Source organism: Caballeronia sp. Sq4a, assembly GCF_023170545.1.
Classification (GTDB): domain Bacteria; phylum Pseudomonadota; class Gammaproteobacteria; order Burkholderiales; family Burkholderiaceae; genus Caballeronia.
On sequence record NZ_CP084250.1, the window covers coordinates 769,366 to 786,905 of the forward strand.

Genomic DNA, 17,540 nt, shown 5'->3' on the forward strand with positions numbered 1-17,540 from the left:
GCGTAAGCGTCAGGGGCCTTTGCAGAAAATCGCCGTGATGAAGGGCGCGACGTGGTGCACGTCGGCGTCGCTGCCCGCTGCGTCGACCTTTTCCTTCACGGCATCGTCGCTCGCCCAGACGACCACGCCGTAAGCCGAATCCGCAATCGGCTCACCGTTGCCCTGTTTGAAGATCGGATCGTCCTTCTGGTAGCCGACGACCGCATACACCTTGAATCCGTATGCCGTCAGCGTCGCGCCTTTGACCGCCTTGAAAGCGTTGACGGAGTTCGGCTCGACACGCATCGGCTTCTTCTCGATCAATCCGTCCTGCTGAAGCGGCGCGATGAAGTCGTGCGCGGTGGAGTGGCAGTCGAGTTGCGCTTCGATTGCGCGTGCATGCGACGGCGCAGCCGACATAGCGAGCGCGAGGGATGCGGCTAGGCGAAAGAATAGCGCGGCGGCCTTCATAACGAATCTTGACGGTGACGGACGAAAGCTTGCACTTTAGCGAGCGCGCAAAATTTGTGCTCGGATCAGCGCTTTCTCGGCCTCGCAAAGGAAAACGCCCTTCGTGCGAAGGGCGCTTAGTCGACACTCAGGCCGCCAGTTCCAGCGCCGTCGTCCTGCGCCGCTCGCGCTCGTGCACGCGCTTGCCTGCCGCGTAGGTTTCGAACACGGCGCGGTCATCGCCGAGCAGCGCAAACGCGAACAGCAGTTCTTCGAGCGATTCGACGCGCGCCGTGCGCCGGGCGAGCAGCGGCGTCGCGGCCGGATCGAGCACGACGAAATCCGCTTCGCTGCCGGGCGCGAGCGTGCCGATCTTGTCGTCCAGTTCGAGGACTTGCGCTGCGCCCGTCGTCGCGAGCCAGAACATGCGCGTCGCGCTTAAGTGATGCCCCGTCAGACGCGCGACCTTGTGCGCTTCGTTCATCGTCTGGAGCATGGAGAACGACGTGCCGCCGCCGACGTCCGTCGCGAGCGCGACCGGCATCTTCGACGCGCCAGCTTTCTCGAAATCGAACAAACCGCTGCCGAGAAACAGGTTCGACGTCGGGCAATGCGACGCGACCGCGCCCGTTTCGGCCATGCGCTGCCGGTCGGTATCGTCGAGATGAATGCAGTGGCCGTACACCGCGCGTCGCCGCAGAAGTCCGTAGTGATCGTAGACGTCCAGATAGCTGCGGTGCCCCGGAAACAGACTCTCGACCCACTTGATCTCGTCGGTGTTCTCCGCGACGTGCGTCTGAATGAACACATCGCGGTGCTGCTGCGCGAGCGCGCCGCACGCCTCCAGCTGCGCTTCGGTCGATGTCGGCGCAAAGCGCGGCGTCAGCGCGTAATGCTGTCGGCCGCGGCCGTGCCAGCGCGCGATGAGCTCGGCGCTGTCGTCGTAGCCGGATTGCGCCGTGTCGCGCAGGAACTCGGGGCAGTTGCGATCCATCAGCACCTTGCCGGCCACCATGCGCAGATTGCGCGCCTCGCTTTCGGTGAAGAACGCATCGGCGGATTGCTTGTGCACCGTGCAGTAGACGAGCGCCGTCGTCGTGCCGCACGCGAGCAGTTCATCGAGGAAAAAGCTCGCCGTCTCCCGCGCGACGGCTGGATTCTCGAAGCCGCGCTCGGTCGGAAACGTGTACGTGTTGAGCCACGGCAGAAGACCCGGCGCGGGCGACGCGATCATGTCCGTCTGCGGAAAGTGAATGTGCGAGTCGATGAAGCCGGGCACGATCAGCTTGTCGCGCATGGTGTGCACGGTCGCGTCCGCGCCGAGCGTGTCGCGCAGCGACGCATACGCGCCTGCCGCGGCCACTTTGCCGTCCTCGACGATCAACAGGCCGTCGGCCTCGTACACCGCGCCGTCGGCGGCGAGCGCGGGGTCTTCGCGGAAGGTGAGCAACTGGGCGCGGTAGGCGGTCTGAGTCATGGTGCAACGTCTCCGATTTCTAGTGATGTCTACAACTGCGAAAGCAATACGAGCGAGAAGGCCGCGATGATCCACATCGCCGGCTTGATCTCGTTGAAGCGCCCGGTCGCCGACTTGAGCACGACGAACGCGAGAAAGCCGTAGGCGACGCCGTCGGTGATCGAGTAGGTCAGCGGAATCAGGATCATCGCGAGGAACGCGGGAATGGCTTCATCGAAGCGATGCCATTCGATCTGCGTGATCGCTTCCATCATGAACACGCCGACCAGCACGAGCGCGGGCGCGGTCGCGATCGCCGGAACGAGCGACAAGAGCGGCGAGAGAAACAGGAACGGCAGAAAGCACAGGCCCGCGACGACGGCGACGAGCCCGGTGCGCCCGCCCGCCGAAATGCCCGCCGCCGATTCGATATACGCGTTCGCCGGACTCGTGCCGAGCGGCGCGGAAACGAGCGCGGAGAAGGCGTCGACCATCATCGACTGGCGGATGTTGCGCGGGTTGCCGTTCGCGTCGAACAGCTTGCCGGCCTCGGAAATCGCCATGAAGGTGGAAAGCGCGTCGAAGAACGACGTGAACAGCATCACGAAGATGAACGGCCAGTAGACCACCTTGAGCGCGCCCGTGAGGTCCAGTTGCCAGATGCCCGAGAAGTCCGGCGCGGCGAAGAGGCCGTTCCAGTTGACGAGCGTCTTCGTGGCGATGGCGGCGGGCCAGTACGCGGTGCCGTCGCCCCAGACGCGGCCGATCGGAATGGCGATGATCGTCGTGAACACGATGCCGAGCATCAGCGCGCCGGTCACTTTGCGCGCGACGAGAATCGTCGTGACGGCAAGGCCGATCAGGAACGTGATGACCACCGGATTGAGCGAGGCCGAATGCACGATTGTCACCGGATCGCCGACGACGAACTTCGCGTTCACGAGCCCGATCAGGCTGATGAACAAGCCGATGCCGCACGACACCGCATGGCGCAGGTTCGCGGGAATCGCATCCACGACGAGCTTGCGCGCGTTGAACACCGCGAGCACCGCGAAGATGACGCCGGCCCAGAACACGCAGCCGAGCGCCGTCTGCCACGGCATCTTGCCGCCGTGGACCATGACGAAGGCGAAGAGCGCGTTCATGCCCATGCCGGGCGCGACGAGCACGGGATTGCGCGCGTAGAGGCCCATCGCGCAGCTGCCGAGAAAGCTGACGATGACGGTTGCCGTGAGCGCTGCCGGAAACGGCACGCCGGCCTGCGAAAGAATGCCTGGATTGACGACGATGATGTACATCGCCGTGAGAAAGGTCGTGATGCCCGCGACGATTTCGGTCTTCGTGCGCGAGCCGGCCGCGCGAATGCCGAAGAATCGTTCGAGGGCGGTGGTGTCGCGTTGTGATGTTGCTGTGGTATCCATCTTTATTGCGTTTAGTACGGTTAGTGCTTGGCTTTACTGCTTCCAGTACGCATCGAGGCGCGCGACCATCGCGGCGCGTTCGCCGTCGGTGACGAACGAGGCTTCCAGGCTGTTCTTCAACAGCGTGTAGACCTCCTTGTCCGAGAGCTTCAGCGCATCGACGATGGCGAAGTAGTTGGCGTTGACGTAGCCGCCGAAGTACGCGGGATCGTCCGAGTTGATCATCACCGCGACGCCCTGATCCAGCAGGTCTTTCAGCGTGTGCTTGGTCATGTCGTCGAACACGCAGAGCTTGATGTTCGAGAGCGGGCACACGGTCAGCGCGATGCGCGCATCCGCGAGACGCGCGACGAGCGCCGCGTCTTCGATGCTGCGCACGCCGTGATCGACGCGATCCACCTTGAGCACATCCAGCGCCTCGTAGACATACGCGGGCGGACCTTCCTCGCCCGCATGCGCGACGAGCTTCAGCCCGCGCTCGCGCGCCTTCGCGAAGACGCGCGCGAATTTCGACGGCGGATGACCGCGTTCCGACGAATCCAGCCCGACGCCGATCAGCCGGTGCGCGTACTGATCGAAAAGCGGCAGCGCGCTCTCATACGTGGCGAGCGCGTCTTCCTCGGAGAGATGACGCAGGAAGCACAGAATCAGCTTCGACGTGAGGCCGCGTTTCTCGCCTTCGGCGAGCGCGCGCTCGATGCCCGCGACGACCGTTTCGATGGCGACGCCGCGCTCCGTATGCGTTTGCGGATCGAAGAAGATTTCCGCGTGCGTGACGTGGTCGGCGAGCGCGCGCTCGACATAGGCCATCGTCATGTCGTAGAAATCGGCCTCATGCAGCAGGACGCTCGCGCCCGCGTAGTAGATGTCGAGGAACGACTGCAGGTCGGTGAACGCGTACGCGGCGCGCAGCGCGTCGATGGAGTCGTACGCGAGCTTCACGCCGTTGCGTTCGGCCAGCGCGAAGATCAGTTCGGGCTCGAGCGATCCTTCGATGTGAATGTGCAGTTCCGCCTTCGGCGCGCGCGCGATCTTGTCGGCGAGTGTGGGATTCATGGGCTGTTTTCTTATGTCGATGCTAGGGGCTTCCGCTCGGGGTCAAGCGGTCTGTTGCGACGACGCGGAAAGCTCGGCACGCGCTTCCACGGCCTGCAGCAGCTGGGCGGCCGCTGCGACGGCGATCACTTCCGGCGCTTTGTCGACGATGCCGTCGATGCCGATCGGACACACCATCCTCGCGATGCGCGCGGGGTCGATGCCGCGCGCCGCGAGCCGGTGCTCGAACTGCCTGCGCTTCGTGTGCGAGCCGATCATGCCGAAGAACGCGAAGTCGCCGCGCGCGAGAATGCGTTCGGCCAGCACGAGATCCACCGCATGGTTGTGCGTCATGACGATGAAGTACGTGCCGGCCGGCGCGTTGTCGACGGCTTCGTCGGGCGCGTCGTTCGGCTCGATCGTCACGTTGTCCGGCACGAACTGCGCGGCCGGAAACGCGGCGTCGCGCTCGTCGACCCATCGCACGTGACAGGGCAGCGTGGCGAGCACGCGCACGAGCGCCGCGCCCACGTGACCCGCGCCGAACAGCACCACCTGAAAGGCGCGCGGCGCGATGGTTTCGGTGAGCAGCGCGCCGCTCTCGTCGAAGCCGGCGCCGTCCCACAACAGGCAGTCGGCGTTATCGGCGCCCGGCTCGGGATCGGACAGCATCACGGCGTCGGGCATCGGCGCGAAGGAGACGCTGCGCACCGTCGAAAGCCCGGCCGCCGTGCGTTTGGCGAGCGAAGTCACCCAGTTCAGGTCCGATACGTCGAGCCGCTCGAACGCGAGCACGACCGCGCCGCCGCAGCACTGGCCGAGGCTCGGACCGAGCGCGAAACGTTCGAGCCGGCGCATGCGCGGGCTGCGCATGCCGTCCTTCAGCACTTGCCGGGCGGTTTCGATCGCCTTCCATTCGAGATGGCCGCCGCCGATGGTGTAGCGGGCGTCCTCGCGCGTCACGATCATCTTCGTGCCCGGCTCCCGCGGCGCGGAGCCTTCGACACGCGCGACCGTCACGAGCACGACGGCGTCGCCGTGCGCGAGCAGGTGTTGCAGGTCGTTCAGCCAAACTTGCATGGATGAGGCTCCGGGAGAGGATCGGGTTATTGCGTCGTCGCAGGCGCTAGTTTACCGGGGCGGCGGCCTCCGCCTCGGCGGCGACGGAAGCGAGCGCGTCGAGAATCGCTTCGGGCGTGGCGGGCGCGCGCAGCTTCGGCGCGCTGGGCGCCTCGGGCGAAGCGCCCGCGATGGCGGCGCGGATCGCGAGCAGCACCGAAAACGCGAGCAACAGCGGCGGCTCGCCGACCGCCTTCGAGCGAAAGATGGTCGGCTCGACGTTCTCGTTGCCCGCGCCGCGAAAGAGCGCGACGTGGAACGCGGCGGGCGTGTCGTTGACGGCGGGGATCTTGTATGTGGAGGGCGCGTGCGTCATCAGACGTCCGTCGCGGTTCCACCACAGCTCCTCGGTCGTGAGCCAGCCCATGCCCTGAATGAAGCCGCCTTCCACTTGTCCCAGGTCGATGGCCGGGTTGATCGAGCGCCCCGCGTCGTGAAGCACGTCGGCCCGCAGCAACTTCCATTCGCCGGTGAGCGTATCGACGACGACCTCCGATACCGCCGCGCCGTACGCGAAGTAGTAGAACGGGTGGCCGGTTAGCGTCTTCGCGTCCCAATGGACCTTGGGCGTCGCGTAGAAGCCGTCGGACCACAACTGCACGCGCGCCAGATACGCGGCCGCGACCAGTTGATCGAACGGCATTTGCCCGCCGTTCGCCTCGACCACGCCGCCGTGAAAGCGCACGTCCGCGGCTGCGCCGCCGAGCTGCTTCGCGGCCAATTCGGCGAGGCGCTCCCGGATGGTCAGCGCCGCCGCTTCCGCCGCCTTGCCGTTGAGATCGCTTCCGGTAGATGCCGCCGTCGCCGACGTATTCGCGACCTTCGACGTATCGGTGGCCGTCACGCGCACGCGCGCCAGGCCGATGCCGAGCACGCTCGCCACCACTTGCGCGACCTTCGTGTTGAGCCCCTGCCCCATTTCCGTGCCGCCATGATTGACGAGCACCGAGCCGTCCTTGTAGACATGCACGAGCGCGCCGGCCTGATTCAGAAACGGCACGTTGAACGAGATGCCGAACTTGACCGGCGTGAACGCGATGCCGCGCTTGAGCACGTCATTCGTCGCGTTGAACGCGGCGATCGCTTGGCGGCGCGCGTGGTAATCGCTGGACTCGATCAACTCGTCGGTGAGCGGGGCGAGCACGTTGTCCGCGACCGTCTGGCCGTACGGCGTGACGTTGCGCGCGTCGATGCCGTAGTAGTTCGCGCGTCGCACATCGAGCGGATCGCGCTTCAGCCGATGCGCGATTTCATCGAGCATCACTTCCATCACGAGCGCGCCTTGCGGGCCGCCGAAGCCGCGAAACGCCGTGTTCGACTGCGTGTTGGTCTTGCAGCAGAACGCGCGGATATCGACATCGCTCAGGAAATATGCGTTGTCGAAGTGGCACACGGCGCGCGTCGCGACCGCGCCCGACAAGTCCGCCGAATAGCCGGCCCGAAGCGCAATCTCGACGCGCGCGCCGACGATGCGCCCGTCGTCGTCGAAGCCCGCTTCGTATTCGTAGACCGCGTCGTGGCGCTTGCCGGTGATCATGAAGTCGTCGTCGCGATCCGCGCGCAGCTTCACCGGGCGCTTCAGCACATGCGCGGCGAGCGCCGCGACGCACGCGAACACCGCCGATTGCGATTCCTTGCCGCCGAAGCCGCCGCCCATGCGCCGGCATTCGCACACGACCGCGTGCGTCGGCCAGTCGAGCATGTGCGCGACGACCTGCTGCATTTCGCTCGGATGCTGCGTCGAGCTGTAGACGAGCATGCCGTCCGATTCCTTCGGCACGGCGTACGCCACCTGGCCTTCGAGATAGAACTGCTCCTGCCCGCCGACCTCGAATTCCCCGGCAATGCGATGCTTCGCGCCCGCGATGCGCGCGTCCGGATCGCCGCGTTTCAGATGCAGCGGCGGCAGCACGAACTGCTTGCGCGCCTTGGCTTCGCGCGGCGTCAGGACGGATTCGAGCGGCTCGTAGCGCACGACATCGTCGCTTTTGGCGAGCGCGGCGGCGCGGCGCGCCAGATCGTGCGTCTCTGCGATGACCGCGAACACCGGCTGCCCGAGGTACTGCACCTCGTCGGCGGCGAGGATCGGGTCGTCGTGCAGCACCGGGCCGCAGTTGTTCTCGCCGCGAATGTCGGCGGCGGTCAGAACCGCGACGACGCCGGGCGCGGCACGCACGGCATCGAGATTTATCGAGACGATGCGCGCGTGCGCGTATCGCGACAGCCCGAGCGCCGCGTGCAGCGTGCCGCGCAATTCGCGGATGTCGTCGGTGTAGACCGCCTCGCCGCTCACATGCAGCGCCGCCGATTCGTGCGGCAGCGCGGCGCCCGCGGCGTCGGCGTCCACGTTGGCGGGCCGGGCTGCGGCATCGAGTGCGATCGGTTCGCTCGCCTTGTTCATGGCTGCTCCTCGGAGATCGACGCATGCGCGGCGTACGCGAACGCGTTCACTTGGGCCAGCGCGAGCGGCGCGTCGGCGCGCGTCTCCAGATGGAAGCGCCGCAGCAGGTTGCGCGCCACCTTCGCCCGATACGCGCTCGATGCGCGCATGTCGGTGAGCGGCTGAAAGTCGGCATTGAGCGCGTTCATGGCGGCGCGCACGGTGTCGTCGGTCCATTGCGCGCCGGTCAGCGCCGCTTCGGCCTGAGCCGCGCGTTTGGGCGTCGCCGCCATGCCGCCGAACGCAATCCGCGCGCTTGTCACGCGATGGCTGTCGTCCAGCCGGATCGCGAAAGCCGCGCATACGGCGGAGATGTCCTGATCGTAGCGCTTCGCCACCTTGTACGTCCGGAACCGCAAGTCCGCGGCCGGGCGCGGCACGCGAATCGCCGCGACGAATTCGCCCGGCTGAAGCGCGGTCTTCTGATACGCGAGGTAGAACGCGTCGAGCGGCATCGTGCGCGTCTTGTCGCCGTGTTGGAGCACGAGTTCGGCGTCGAGCGCGATGAGCGCGGGCATCGAATCGCCGATCGGCGAGCCGTTCGCAATGTTCCCGCCGAGCGTGCCGGCATTGCGGATCGGGCGCGACGCGAAGCGCGTCCATAGCTCGGCGAGTTCGGGGTAATCGGCGGTAAGCGCGGCATACGCATCTTCGAGCGATGCCGCCGCGCCGATCGTCACCGTCTGCGCGTCGCGCTCGATGCGCTTCAGTTCCTCGACGTTGCCGATGAACAGAATGTCGCCGAGATCGCGAAACTGCTTGGTGATCCACAGGCCGATATCCGTGCTGCCCGCGAGCAAACGCGCGTCCGGGTTCGCTGCGCGAAGGCGGGCGAATTCGGCGCGCGTGACGGGCGCATGAAACGCCGGCGCGCCGAAGGCATCGCCGCGCGCGTCCGGCGCGCGGTACTCGAACGTCTGCGTGCGGCGCAGGCCGGCGAGCGTCGCGCGGATCGCATCGCGGTCGAAGGCCGGCGGCGGATAGTCGAACATGTGCTCGGCGGCATCGATGATCGGCCGGTAGCCGGTGCAGCGGCACAGATTGCCGGATATGGCGGCGGCGATTTCGTCGCGCGAAGGCGGCCCCGCATCGCGCGGATGGGCGTGGTACAGCGCCCACAGCGACATCACGAAGCCCGGCGTGCAGAAGCCGCATTGCGAGCCGTGACAATCGACGAGCGCCTGTTGCACCGGGTGCAGTGCGCCGTCGGCGCCGCGAAGGTCTTCGACGGTGAACAGCGCGCGCGAATCGAGCGTCGGCAGCAGCTGGATGCACGCGTTGACGGCCTTGAGCGCGAGTTCGCCCGCTGAATCGAGTTCGCCGACGACCACGGTGCACGCGCCGCAATCGCCTTCGGCGCAGCCTTCTTTGGTGCCGGTGCAGTCGTTCGCGCGCAGATGCTGAAGCACGGTGCGCGTGGCGGGCGCATCGGCGATGTCGCGGACGGCGCCGCGGTGCAGGAAGCGGATGGTGTGCGTTGTCATGAACCGGGCAGGGACATTGCGGACCAGGCGCGCGTTACGCGGTTTCCGCCCGCATCCCGAAGTTCGGGCATGCAGCGCGGACTGCGCGCACGTAGATCGCCATCCAGCCTCGACCATAGCACCGCAATATCCCAAAAATATTTTTGGGATCGTATTCAGATTATGCGGAAGCGGTGATGCGGGGAAGTGAAATGCGAGAGAAAGGCAAGACGCGCGGACGCGAACGCCCGCGCCGAAGGCAGTTAAAGCGCCGCCGCCCGCGTTTTGCGCCTCGACCGGAGGCTCAACGCAACCAGCGCGAAGATGATGGCGAACGCGACCAGCGACCATTGCGGCAGCGAGAGCCCGAAAATCGGCGGATAAGCGGTCTCGCAAAGCCCCGCCACCTTGAACACTTGCGGCAGCCAGCGCGCGGGCGGCAGGCTGTCGACGACGGGTTGCAACGCATCGAAACCGCAGCTAAAGCCGGGATTCGCCTGAATGTAGACGTGCCGCGCGGCCGTGGCCAGGCCGCCGAGCGCCGAAAGCGCGACGAGCGCCTCCAGCAGCGCGACGCCGCGCCAGCCGTTGAAGCCCGCGCCGAGAAACGCGAACACCGCGATCAGCACGAAGAAATAGCGCTGGATGATGCAAAGCGGACACGGGTCTTCGCCACGGAAGAACTGCAGATACAGCGCCCCGGCGACGAGCCCGAGACATACGAAGCCCAGCAGCGTCAAGAGCCGCCGCTCGCGGCGCAGCGCGCGGTCGTCCTCGTGCATCGTGAATTGATGTAGATGGTTGTTCATTATTTCGCAACGTTTCGAGAAGGAAGCACCTGACCGGGCCGGCATCGCGCAGGAATTCTAGCGCGATCGCCCGGTGCGAAACACAGCCGCGTTTTCGTGACCGATGCGGCGTGTCAGCGCGTCGTCTCCAGCACGGCTTCGACCGCGCGGCCGATGGACAGCAGCGTGTCGTCGGCGTTCGGCGCGCCCGCGAGCATGAGGCCGACCGGCGCCTCGCCGCGCCGATGACACGGCAGCGACAGCGCGCAGGCATCGAGAAAATTGAAGGTCGTCGGGTTGCGCAGCACGAGCGCGTTGGTGCGCGCGAAGCGGTCGTCGTCGGCTTCAAGATCGGCGATGCGCGGCGGCAGCACGGGCACCGTCGGGCACAGAATGGCGTCGAAGCGTTGCCAGAGCGTCGTGCGCGCGGCCTCGATCATGGCGGCGCGCGCCTCGCACAGCTCGATGTAGTCCGCGGCGCTCGCGGTTTCCGCGCGCATCAGACGCGCGAGCACGCGCGGATCATATTCGCCGGCATGCTCGGCAATCAGCTTGCGATGCCACGCGTACGCTTCGATCGCCACCAGCCCGAAGCGGTTGATGTCCGGCAGACGGTCCAGCGGCGCGAAGCGCACGTCTTCCACCAGCGCGCCCGCGGCGGCGAGATGATCGACCGCCGCCTGCACGGCCTGCGCGACAGGCGCTTCCACGCCGTCCGTCACGTAATTCGTGAGCACGCCGAGGCGCACGCCGTCGAGCGGGCGCGTGGCGGGCACGTCCGGCTCGCGCCCCGCGAGAATGCGGTCGACGAGCGCGCAACACGCGACCGTCGCGCCGATCGGCCCGAACGAATCCAGCGTCCTGGAAAGCGGCACGCCGCCTTGCTTCGGAATGCGGCTCGCGGTCGGCTTGAAGCCGGTCAGGCCGCAGAACGCGGCGGGAATGCGCAGCGAACCGCCTGTATCGGTGCCGAGCGCGACGGCGGCCATGCCGTCCGCGACCGATGCCGCCGCGCCCGACGACGATCCGCCCGCAATGCGCGCGTCGTCCGGCACGTTCGCGCGGTACGGCGAGCGCGGCGTCCCATAGTGCGGATTGAGCCCGAGCCCCGAAAACGCGAACTCGCTCATGTTCGTGCGTCCGACGATCACCGCGCCCGCGCGGCGCAGGCGCGCGACCGTGACGGCATCGGCGCGGGCGGGCTCGGCGTTCGCGAGCACGCGCGATCCGGCGCGCGTCACCTGACCTTCGACATCGAAGAGATCTTTCACGGACACCGGAATGCCCGCGAGCGGCGAGAGCACCGTGCCGGCGCGGCGCAGCGCGTCGTGGGCGTCGGCGGCGGCGCGGGCGTGTTCGGCATCGACCTGAAGGAACACGGTCGAGCCCTGGCCATTGGGATCGGCGATCCGTTCCAGCGCGGTCTCGACGAGCGCGCGGCTCGTCGTGCGGCCGCACTTCAATTCTGCGGCGAGGAGGGCTAGCGGGGGGAACTGCGGCGAAGTGGTCGGCATGGCATCGAGCAGTGGCGTTGCCGGCGGCGGCGCAGGCGAAGCGTGCGGCGGGCTTCGTTCATCGTGCCGGCGGCGGTCCGATGCGGGCGGCGGCGCGACGCATCGGCGGTGAAAGGGCGGGCGGTCGTGGCGAATTGCAGCCGGACGCCCAGGGTGGCTGTCATTCTAAGCCAGCGCAGTAAGAAATACGCGACCTCACCGTTGAAGGTGCGACGAGTCGCCCGTTCAGATGGTCCGCGAGAAGCGCCGGAGGCTCGCCTGTCCCAGATAGCGGTCGAATACCGATGCGACGTTGCGCACGAGCATGCGTCCGGCCGGCAGCACGCGAATGGCGTCCGGCGTGATGTCGATGAGGCCGTCGTCGGCCATCGGCGCCAGGCGCGCGAGTTCGGCCGCGAAGGCGTCGCTGAAGACGATGCCGTGTTCCCGCTCGATGTCGGCAAACCGGAGGACGCCGCCGCACATGAGCCGCATGATGACGTCGCGGCGCAAGAGGTCGTCGGCGGAGAGACGCACGCCGCGCTGAATTGGGAAGCGCCCGCCGTCGATGGCGGCTGCGTAGTCGGCGAGATCGCGCGCGTTCTGGGCGTAGACGTTCCCGACCTTGCCGATGGACGACGCGCCGATGCCGATCAGATCGCAGTCCGCATGCGTGCTGTAGCCCTGAAAGTTGCGCTGGAGCGTGCCGGCCTCAAAGGCGCGGGCGAGTTCGTCGCCGGGCAGCGCGAAATGGTCCATGCCGATGTAGACGTAGCCCGCATCGCTCATTCGCTCGATCACGCGCTCCAGAATGGCGAGCCGCACGGCGGCCGAAGGCAGCGCCGCTTCGTCGATCTGACGCTGCATCTTGAAGAGCGCGGGCATGTGCGCATAGCCGAACACGGAGACGCGGTCCGGCGCGAGCGCGATGATCGCGTCGAGCGTGCGCGTGAAGCTCTCGACGCTCTGATGCGGCAAGCCGTAGATGAGATCGACGCTCACCGACTCGAAGCCGTGCTCGCGCGCCGCGCGCATCACGTCCTCGGTCATCGCGCGTGGCTGGATGCGGTTGACGGCCTGCTGCACGCGCTCGTCGAAGTCCTGCACGCCGAGGCTCAACCGGTTGAAGCCGAGCTCGCGCAGCACAGCGATGGTTTCGGCGGACGCTTCGCGCGGATCGACTTCGATCGAATATTCGGCGCGCGCATCGGGCACGAGGTCGAAATGCTCGGCGGTGGCGGCCATGAGCTCGGCCATCTCGTCGTGCGAGAGGAATGTCGGCGTGCCGCCGCCCCAGTGAAGCTGCGTGACGGGGCGGCGCGTATCGAAGTGCGCGGCCTGCATCGCGAGTTCGCGCTTCATGCGGTCCAGATACGGGCGGGCGTGCGCGCGATTCTTCGTCGCGACCTTGTTGCAGCCGCAATAGAAGCAGACGGTGTCGCAGAACGGAATGTGGAAGTACAGCGACAGATCCGCCGATGCGCCGCCTCGGCGTGCGGCTTCGAAGTAGTGGGCGGGATCGAACGATTCCGTGAACTGGACGGCCGTGGGGTAGGACGTGTAGCGCGGGCCGTGCGCGTCGTAACGCGCGAGCAGGTCCGGGCGAAAAAGGGTGTCGGCGAGAGTCATGGGCAGCCTTCGAGTTGCGGCGATCTTACGCGTGCGCGTGCGCGCGCGCCTTGCGTGATAACGTCGCAGCCGCTTTGGCTTGGCATGGGAGAATGGAGGATCGTCCGCTGTCTCGTTTTCGCCATGTCAATTTCGTCTTCGTCCCCTCATGCCTGCCGCGAAGGATGCGGCGCGTGCTGCATCGCGCCGTCCATCACGAGCGCCATTCCCGGCATGCCCAACGGCAAGCGCGCGGGCGAGCGGTGCGTCCAGCTAGACGAAGACCTTCGCTGCAAGATTTTCGGCGACCCGGGCCGGCCCGCGTGCTGCGGCGGCCTGCAGCCGTCCGCCGAGATGTGCGGCGAGACGCGCGAACACGCCGTTCAGTGGCTCACGCGACTCGAAATCGACACGCAACCGCAATGAACTTCGTTTGTCCAAGCACCGTCACGACATCCAGTAGAGGAGATTCCCGCATGCCACGACCCGTCGCGCCGCTCAGGCGCCGGTTGCTGCTGGGCGCGCTCGCCGCGTGGCCGGCACTCGCGCTCGCATCGGCGGCGCATGCCGCATCCATCTTTCCGTTTATTCCGGATCACTACACATTTTCGCAAAAGCAGGTGCAGGAAGCGGTCGCGCGCAAGTTTCCGCTGGAACGCACCGCGCGGCAGATTTTCGATGTCGTGCTCAGCAATCCTGTGGTCGGCATGGCGGCGGACCGCAACCGCGTGACGGTGCGCGTGGATGCGCGCCTGTCCACGCCTTTCATGCCGAACCCGGTGAACGGCGCGTTCACATTGTCGACGCAACTGGCCTACGACGCCGCGAGCCGCTCGGTCGTGCTCGTCTCGCCAACGGTTGACGACTCGCAGCTAACCGGCGACGCTGCCCAGTACAACCAACAAATCGCGGCGGCCGGCGCGCTGCTCGCCGCGCAATTGCTCGACCGCTATCCGATCTACACCTTCAAGCCGGAAGAGCTGCAATTTGCGGGCGTGTCTTACGAACCCGGTACAATCACAGTCCTTACAAACGGCATACGCGTTCAGATTGTCGAGAAGTGATTCGAAATCTCGGCGCGCAGTGCTCCACACCTGCAGCAAAAAAGCGAACAAGGGCTGACGGATGGACTGGATTCTGATGGTGAAGGCGCTCGTGCTGGGCGTCGTGGAGGGCTTGACGGAGTTTCTGCCGGTGTCGAGCACGGGGCACTTGATCGTCGCGGGCAGTCTGCTCAATTTCACCGACGCGCAAGCCAAGACGTTCGATGTCGTCATTCAGTTCGGCGCGATTCTGGCGATCTGCTGGGAATACCGCGTCAAGATCGGCTCGGTGGTGGGCGGCCTCGGCAGCCGTCCGGACGCGCGGCGGTTTGCGATCAACGTCATCATCGCGACGATTCCGGCCATCGTCCTGGGCCTCTTGCTTGAGAAGAAGATCAAGTCGGTACTGTTCTCGCCGGTGCCGGTGTCGGTCGCGCTGATCGTCGGCGGGATCGTGATTTTGTGGGCGGAGGCGCGCCAGCGCGATCGCGGGGCGCCGCCACGGGTGCATTCGGTCGATGACCTCTCGTACGCCGATGCGCTGAAAGTCGGCCTCGCGCAATGCCTCGCGCTGATTCCCGGCACTTCGCGTTCGGGCGCGACGATCATCGGCGGCATGCTGTTCGGGCTGGAGCGCCGCGCGGCTACGGAATTCTCGTTCTTCCTCGCCATTCCGATCATCTTCGGCGCGACGCTCTACGAAATGGCCAAGTACTGGCGCGCGCTCACCGTGAACGACCTCGGGCTCTTTGCCGTCGGGCTCGTATCGGCGTTCGTGAGCGCCTTCATCTGCGTGCGCTGGCTGCTCCGTTACGTCGCCTCGCACGATTTCACGGCGTTCGCGTGGTATCGCATCGGCTTCGGGCTGCTGATTCTGATCGTCGGCTATAGCGGCGGGTTGAGCTGGGCGGACTGATCCGGCTTGCTTGCCGCACAAAAGACAACGCCACGGCTAGCCGTGGCGTCGTCATTTTCAGCGCGACTTACTTGCGCCGAAAGAGCAAATCCCAGACGCCGTGTCCGAGCCGCAAGCCGCGGCGCTCGAACTTCGTCACCGGCCGGTAATCCGGACGTGGCGCGTAGCCGTCCGCCGTATTTTCGAGCGTCGGTTCCGCCGAAAGCACGTCGAGCATCTGCTCCGCGTAGTTCTGCCAGTCGGTCGCGAGATGCAGGTAGCCGCCCGGCTTCACGCGCGAGCTCAAGAGCGAGACGAACTTCGGCTGAATGAGCCGGCGCTTGTGATGCCGCGCCTTGTGCCACGGATCGGGAAAGTAGATGTGCACGCCGTCGAGACTCGCGGGCGCGATCATGCGTTCGAGCACCTCGACCGCGTCGTGCTGGAGGATGCGGATGTTGCCGAGCTGCTGCTCGCCGATCAGCTTCAACAGCGCACCGACGCCCGGCTCGTGCACTTCCACGCCGATGAAGTCGTCGCCGGGGCGCGCGGCCGCGATTTCCGCCGTCGTCGCGCCCATGCCGAAGCCGATCTCCAACACGCGCGGCGCCTGCCGGCCAAAGAGGGCATCCCAGTTCGCGAGTTCCGGCGCATACGGGACGACAAAGCGCGGACCCAGTTCGTCCATCGCGCGTTGTTGCCCCGGCGAAACGCGGCCCGCGCGCGTCACGAAACTGCGAATGCGCCGATGATGCAGCGGCTGCGATGCCGCACTCTCGGTACGCTCACCGGCGGCATGCGCGTCGTCGTCGTGGGAATCGTGGGATTGGTCGTTCATGGCGGGATCGGAAGGCGAAGAAGCGTCGCGCGGAAACTAAAAAGCCGCCTCGCTGTATGGAAGGCGGCTTTCGCTTATTTGCTGCTTATGTGTTGCTCGTGAATCTGGAGCGGGCGATGGGAATCGAACCCACGTCAGTAGCTTGGGAAGCTACGGTAATAGCCATTATACGACGCCCGCGTGAGCCGACTATTGTAAGCGCAACGCGCGCCGCCGCGCAATCGCGGGCGGCGCGGCCTCACTCAGATGCCGAAGAGCGTCATCGAGACCGCGACGCGCGTCACCACCATCAGCAACACCTGCACGATCACGAAAAGCAGGATCGGCGACAAATCGATGCCGCCTAAGCGCGGCAAGATGCGTCGCAGCGGATCGAGAAACGGCGCGGTGATCTGATAGAGCAGCGGCATGGCGGGCGACTGCGGATTGAGCCACGAAAGCAGCGCCATCAGAATCGTCATCCAGATGATCAGGTTCAGCGCCCACTTGACGACCGTCAGCGCCGCGACGAGCAGGAGCATCGGCAGCATGACCGTCGGATCGACGCCGGCGAGATAGACCATCAACGTCACATAGACGAGCGCCGCGATATAGGCGGCGACAATGCTGGCCCAGTCGATCTTGCCGCCCGGCAGAATCTTGCGCAGCGGCAGCACGATCCAGTTGGTCGCCTGCATGACGGCATTCGAAACCGGGTTGTACGGCGGCATGCGCACGACCTGCATCCACGCGCGCAGGAGCAGCGCCGCGCCGAACAGAGTGAAAACGGTATTGAGCAGAAAACGGGCGATATCGCCGAACATCTCGGGTCCTCTGGAAAACGTGCGCGGCGAGAAGGCCGCGCCGGGGTCGGGAAAAGCGAAGGAACAGACGACGCTGGCAGCCGCTAAGACGGCCGCCGGGACTGAGGCTGGCTTGGCGCGGCGAACGCGCACGCTGCGTCGCGCGAGTCGTAGTGAGTGACCTTGATCATTGTTCGTTCTCTGGACTGGATGTCATGTGAAGTCGTCGCGCTCGGGCCGGAGCCCGCGAGCGCCGCGATTTCTTTCTCTTGCGAGCGAAAGGCGCCTTGCATTCCCCGCCCACCGTCAATGCCGGTGGGGCGCCGGACGTCACCATAACATGGCTGCGGGGCGGCTTGGGCGCGTTGTCGAACAACGACGAGCGTTTCCTCTCACAGTCGACTGAAAGCCGATCGCAAGCATAGCGCATGCTCGCGCGCATTGCCGCAAACCCTGATGTTGCCGCCGCACGACGTTTTGCCCGAGCGCGTTTCACGCAAAAATGGCAGCATAGGATGACAGAAAACGATTGAATCAGACGCCGTTACGAATCTTTCGGCATTGCGCCGTTTAATCGATGGCATGTTTTCTGCTGATTATGTGGTTCACCGCACGCGGTTAGCGTGTTTTAGTTCTTTTGCGAACATTGATGAACGAACCGGGCGCGAATACTAAAGACAAGAGTGATTAACGGAAACGCGTCGCTTTTAAGCGGCTGCTTTCCTCGACG

15 protein-coding genes and 1 tRNA gene are annotated in these 17,540 nt (G+C 66.0%); 3 read left to right on the plus strand and 13 right to left on the minus strand.

What is annotated here, in order from left to right:
• Window positions 1-9: 9 nt before the first annotated feature.
• The 10 genes from LDZ24_RS03560 to hemN form a co-directional block, all read right to left on the minus strand.
• Window positions 10-399 (minus strand): hypothetical protein, encoded by a 390-nt coding sequence (locus LDZ24_RS03560; RefSeq protein WP_248321632.1) that lies wholly within the window; start codon window positions 397-399, stop codon window positions 10-12.
• Between the two features lie 178 nt (window positions 400-577).
• Window positions 578-1,906 (minus strand): guanine deaminase, encoded by a 1,329-nt coding sequence (guaD, locus tag LDZ24_RS03565; RefSeq protein ID WP_248321633.1) that lies wholly within the window; start codon window positions 1,904-1,906, stop codon window positions 578-580.
• A gap of 29 nt (window positions 1,907-1,935) precedes the next feature.
• Window positions 1,936-3,306, minus strand: a complete 1,371-nt coding sequence (locus tag LDZ24_RS03570) for an NCS2 family permease (RefSeq protein WP_248321634.1) — start codon at window positions 3,304-3,306, stop codon at window positions 1,936-1,938.
• Between the two features lie 33 nt (window positions 3,307-3,339).
• Window positions 3,340-4,362, minus strand: a complete 1,023-nt coding sequence (locus LDZ24_RS03575; RefSeq protein WP_248321635.1) for an adenosine deaminase — start codon at window positions 4,360-4,362, stop codon at window positions 3,340-3,342.
• A 42-nt stretch (window positions 4,363-4,404) separates the two neighbouring features.
• Window positions 4,405-5,421, minus strand: a complete 1,017-nt coding sequence (gene xdhC / locus LDZ24_RS03580; RefSeq protein WP_248321636.1) for a xanthine dehydrogenase accessory protein XdhC — start codon at window positions 5,419-5,421, stop codon at window positions 4,405-4,407.
• Window positions 5,422-5,467: 46 nt separating this feature from the next.
• The gene (gene xdhB, locus LDZ24_RS03585) at window positions 5,468-7,861 is read right to left on the minus strand and encodes a xanthine dehydrogenase molybdopterin binding subunit (RefSeq protein WP_248321637.1); all 2,394 of its coding nucleotides are present in this window, start codon (window positions 7,859-7,861) and stop codon (window positions 5,468-5,470) included.
• Window positions 7,858-9,384, minus strand: coding sequence for a xanthine dehydrogenase small subunit (xdhA, locus tag LDZ24_RS03590; RefSeq protein ID WP_248321638.1), 1,527 nt, complete (start codon window positions 9,382-9,384; stop codon window positions 7,858-7,860). The genes xdhB and xdhA overlap by 4 nt, the downstream gene beginning before the upstream one ends.
• A 242-nt stretch (window positions 9,385-9,626) precedes the next feature.
• Window positions 9,627-10,145: a disulfide bond formation protein B gene (locus LDZ24_RS03595; protein WP_248322263.1), complete on the minus strand. Its 519-nt coding sequence runs from the start codon at window positions 10,143-10,145 to the stop codon at window positions 9,627-9,629.
• 140 nt (window positions 10,146-10,285) lie between these two features.
• The gene (locus tag LDZ24_RS03600) at window positions 10,286-11,665 is read right to left on the minus strand and encodes an amidase (protein WP_248321639.1); all 1,380 of its coding nucleotides are present in this window, start codon (window positions 11,663-11,665) and stop codon (window positions 10,286-10,288) included.
• A 225-nt stretch (window positions 11,666-11,890) separates the two neighbouring features.
• Window positions 11,891-13,273 (minus strand): oxygen-independent coproporphyrinogen III oxidase, encoded by a 1,383-nt coding sequence (gene hemN, locus LDZ24_RS03605; RefSeq protein WP_248321640.1) that lies wholly within the window; start codon window positions 13,271-13,273, stop codon window positions 11,891-11,893.
• 123 nt (window positions 13,274-13,396) lie between these two features.
• Here hemN and LDZ24_RS03610 point away from each other — a divergent pair, with 123 nt between their 5' ends.
• The 3 genes from LDZ24_RS03610 to LDZ24_RS03620 all read left to right on the plus strand — a co-directional run bounded on the left by LDZ24_RS03610 (window position 13,397) and on the right by LDZ24_RS03620 (window position 15,211).
• Window positions 13,397-13,678 carry a YkgJ family cysteine cluster protein gene (locus LDZ24_RS03610; RefSeq protein ID WP_248321641.1) on the plus strand — a complete coding sequence of 94 codons (282 nt, stop codon included), beginning with the start codon at window positions 13,397-13,399 and terminating at the stop codon, window positions 13,676-13,678.
• A 50-nt stretch (window positions 13,679-13,728) separates the two neighbouring features.
• Window positions 13,729-14,316 carry a DUF1439 domain-containing protein gene (locus LDZ24_RS03615; protein ID WP_248321642.1) on the plus strand — a complete coding sequence of 196 codons (588 nt, stop codon included), beginning with the start codon at window positions 13,729-13,731 and terminating at the stop codon, window positions 14,314-14,316.
• Between the two features lie 61 nt (window positions 14,317-14,377).
• Window positions 14,378-15,211 (plus strand): undecaprenyl-diphosphate phosphatase, encoded by an 834-nt coding sequence (locus LDZ24_RS03620; protein ID WP_248321643.1) that lies wholly within the window; start codon window positions 14,378-14,380, stop codon window positions 15,209-15,211.
• Window positions 15,212-15,278: 67 nt separating this feature from the next.
• On the opposite strand, the gene trmB is transcribed toward LDZ24_RS03620, so the two are convergent.
• The 3 genes from trmB to LDZ24_RS03635 all read right to left on the minus strand — a co-directional run bounded on the left by trmB (window position 15,279) and on the right by LDZ24_RS03635 (window position 16,831).
• Entirely contained in the window at window positions 15,279-16,028 is a 750-nt protein-coding gene (gene trmB, locus LDZ24_RS03625) for a tRNA (guanosine(46)-N7)-methyltransferase TrmB (RefSeq protein ID WP_248321644.1), read from the minus strand.
• A 105-nt stretch (window positions 16,029-16,133) separates the two neighbouring features.
• A tRNA-Gly gene (locus tag LDZ24_RS03630) sits at window positions 16,134-16,208 on the minus strand.
• Window positions 16,209-16,270: 62 nt separating this feature from the next.
• Window positions 16,271-16,831 (minus strand): YggT family protein, encoded by a 561-nt coding sequence (locus LDZ24_RS03635; RefSeq protein WP_248321645.1) that lies wholly within the window; start codon window positions 16,829-16,831, stop codon window positions 16,271-16,273.
• Between the last annotated feature and the right edge of the window lie 709 nt (window positions 16,832-17,540).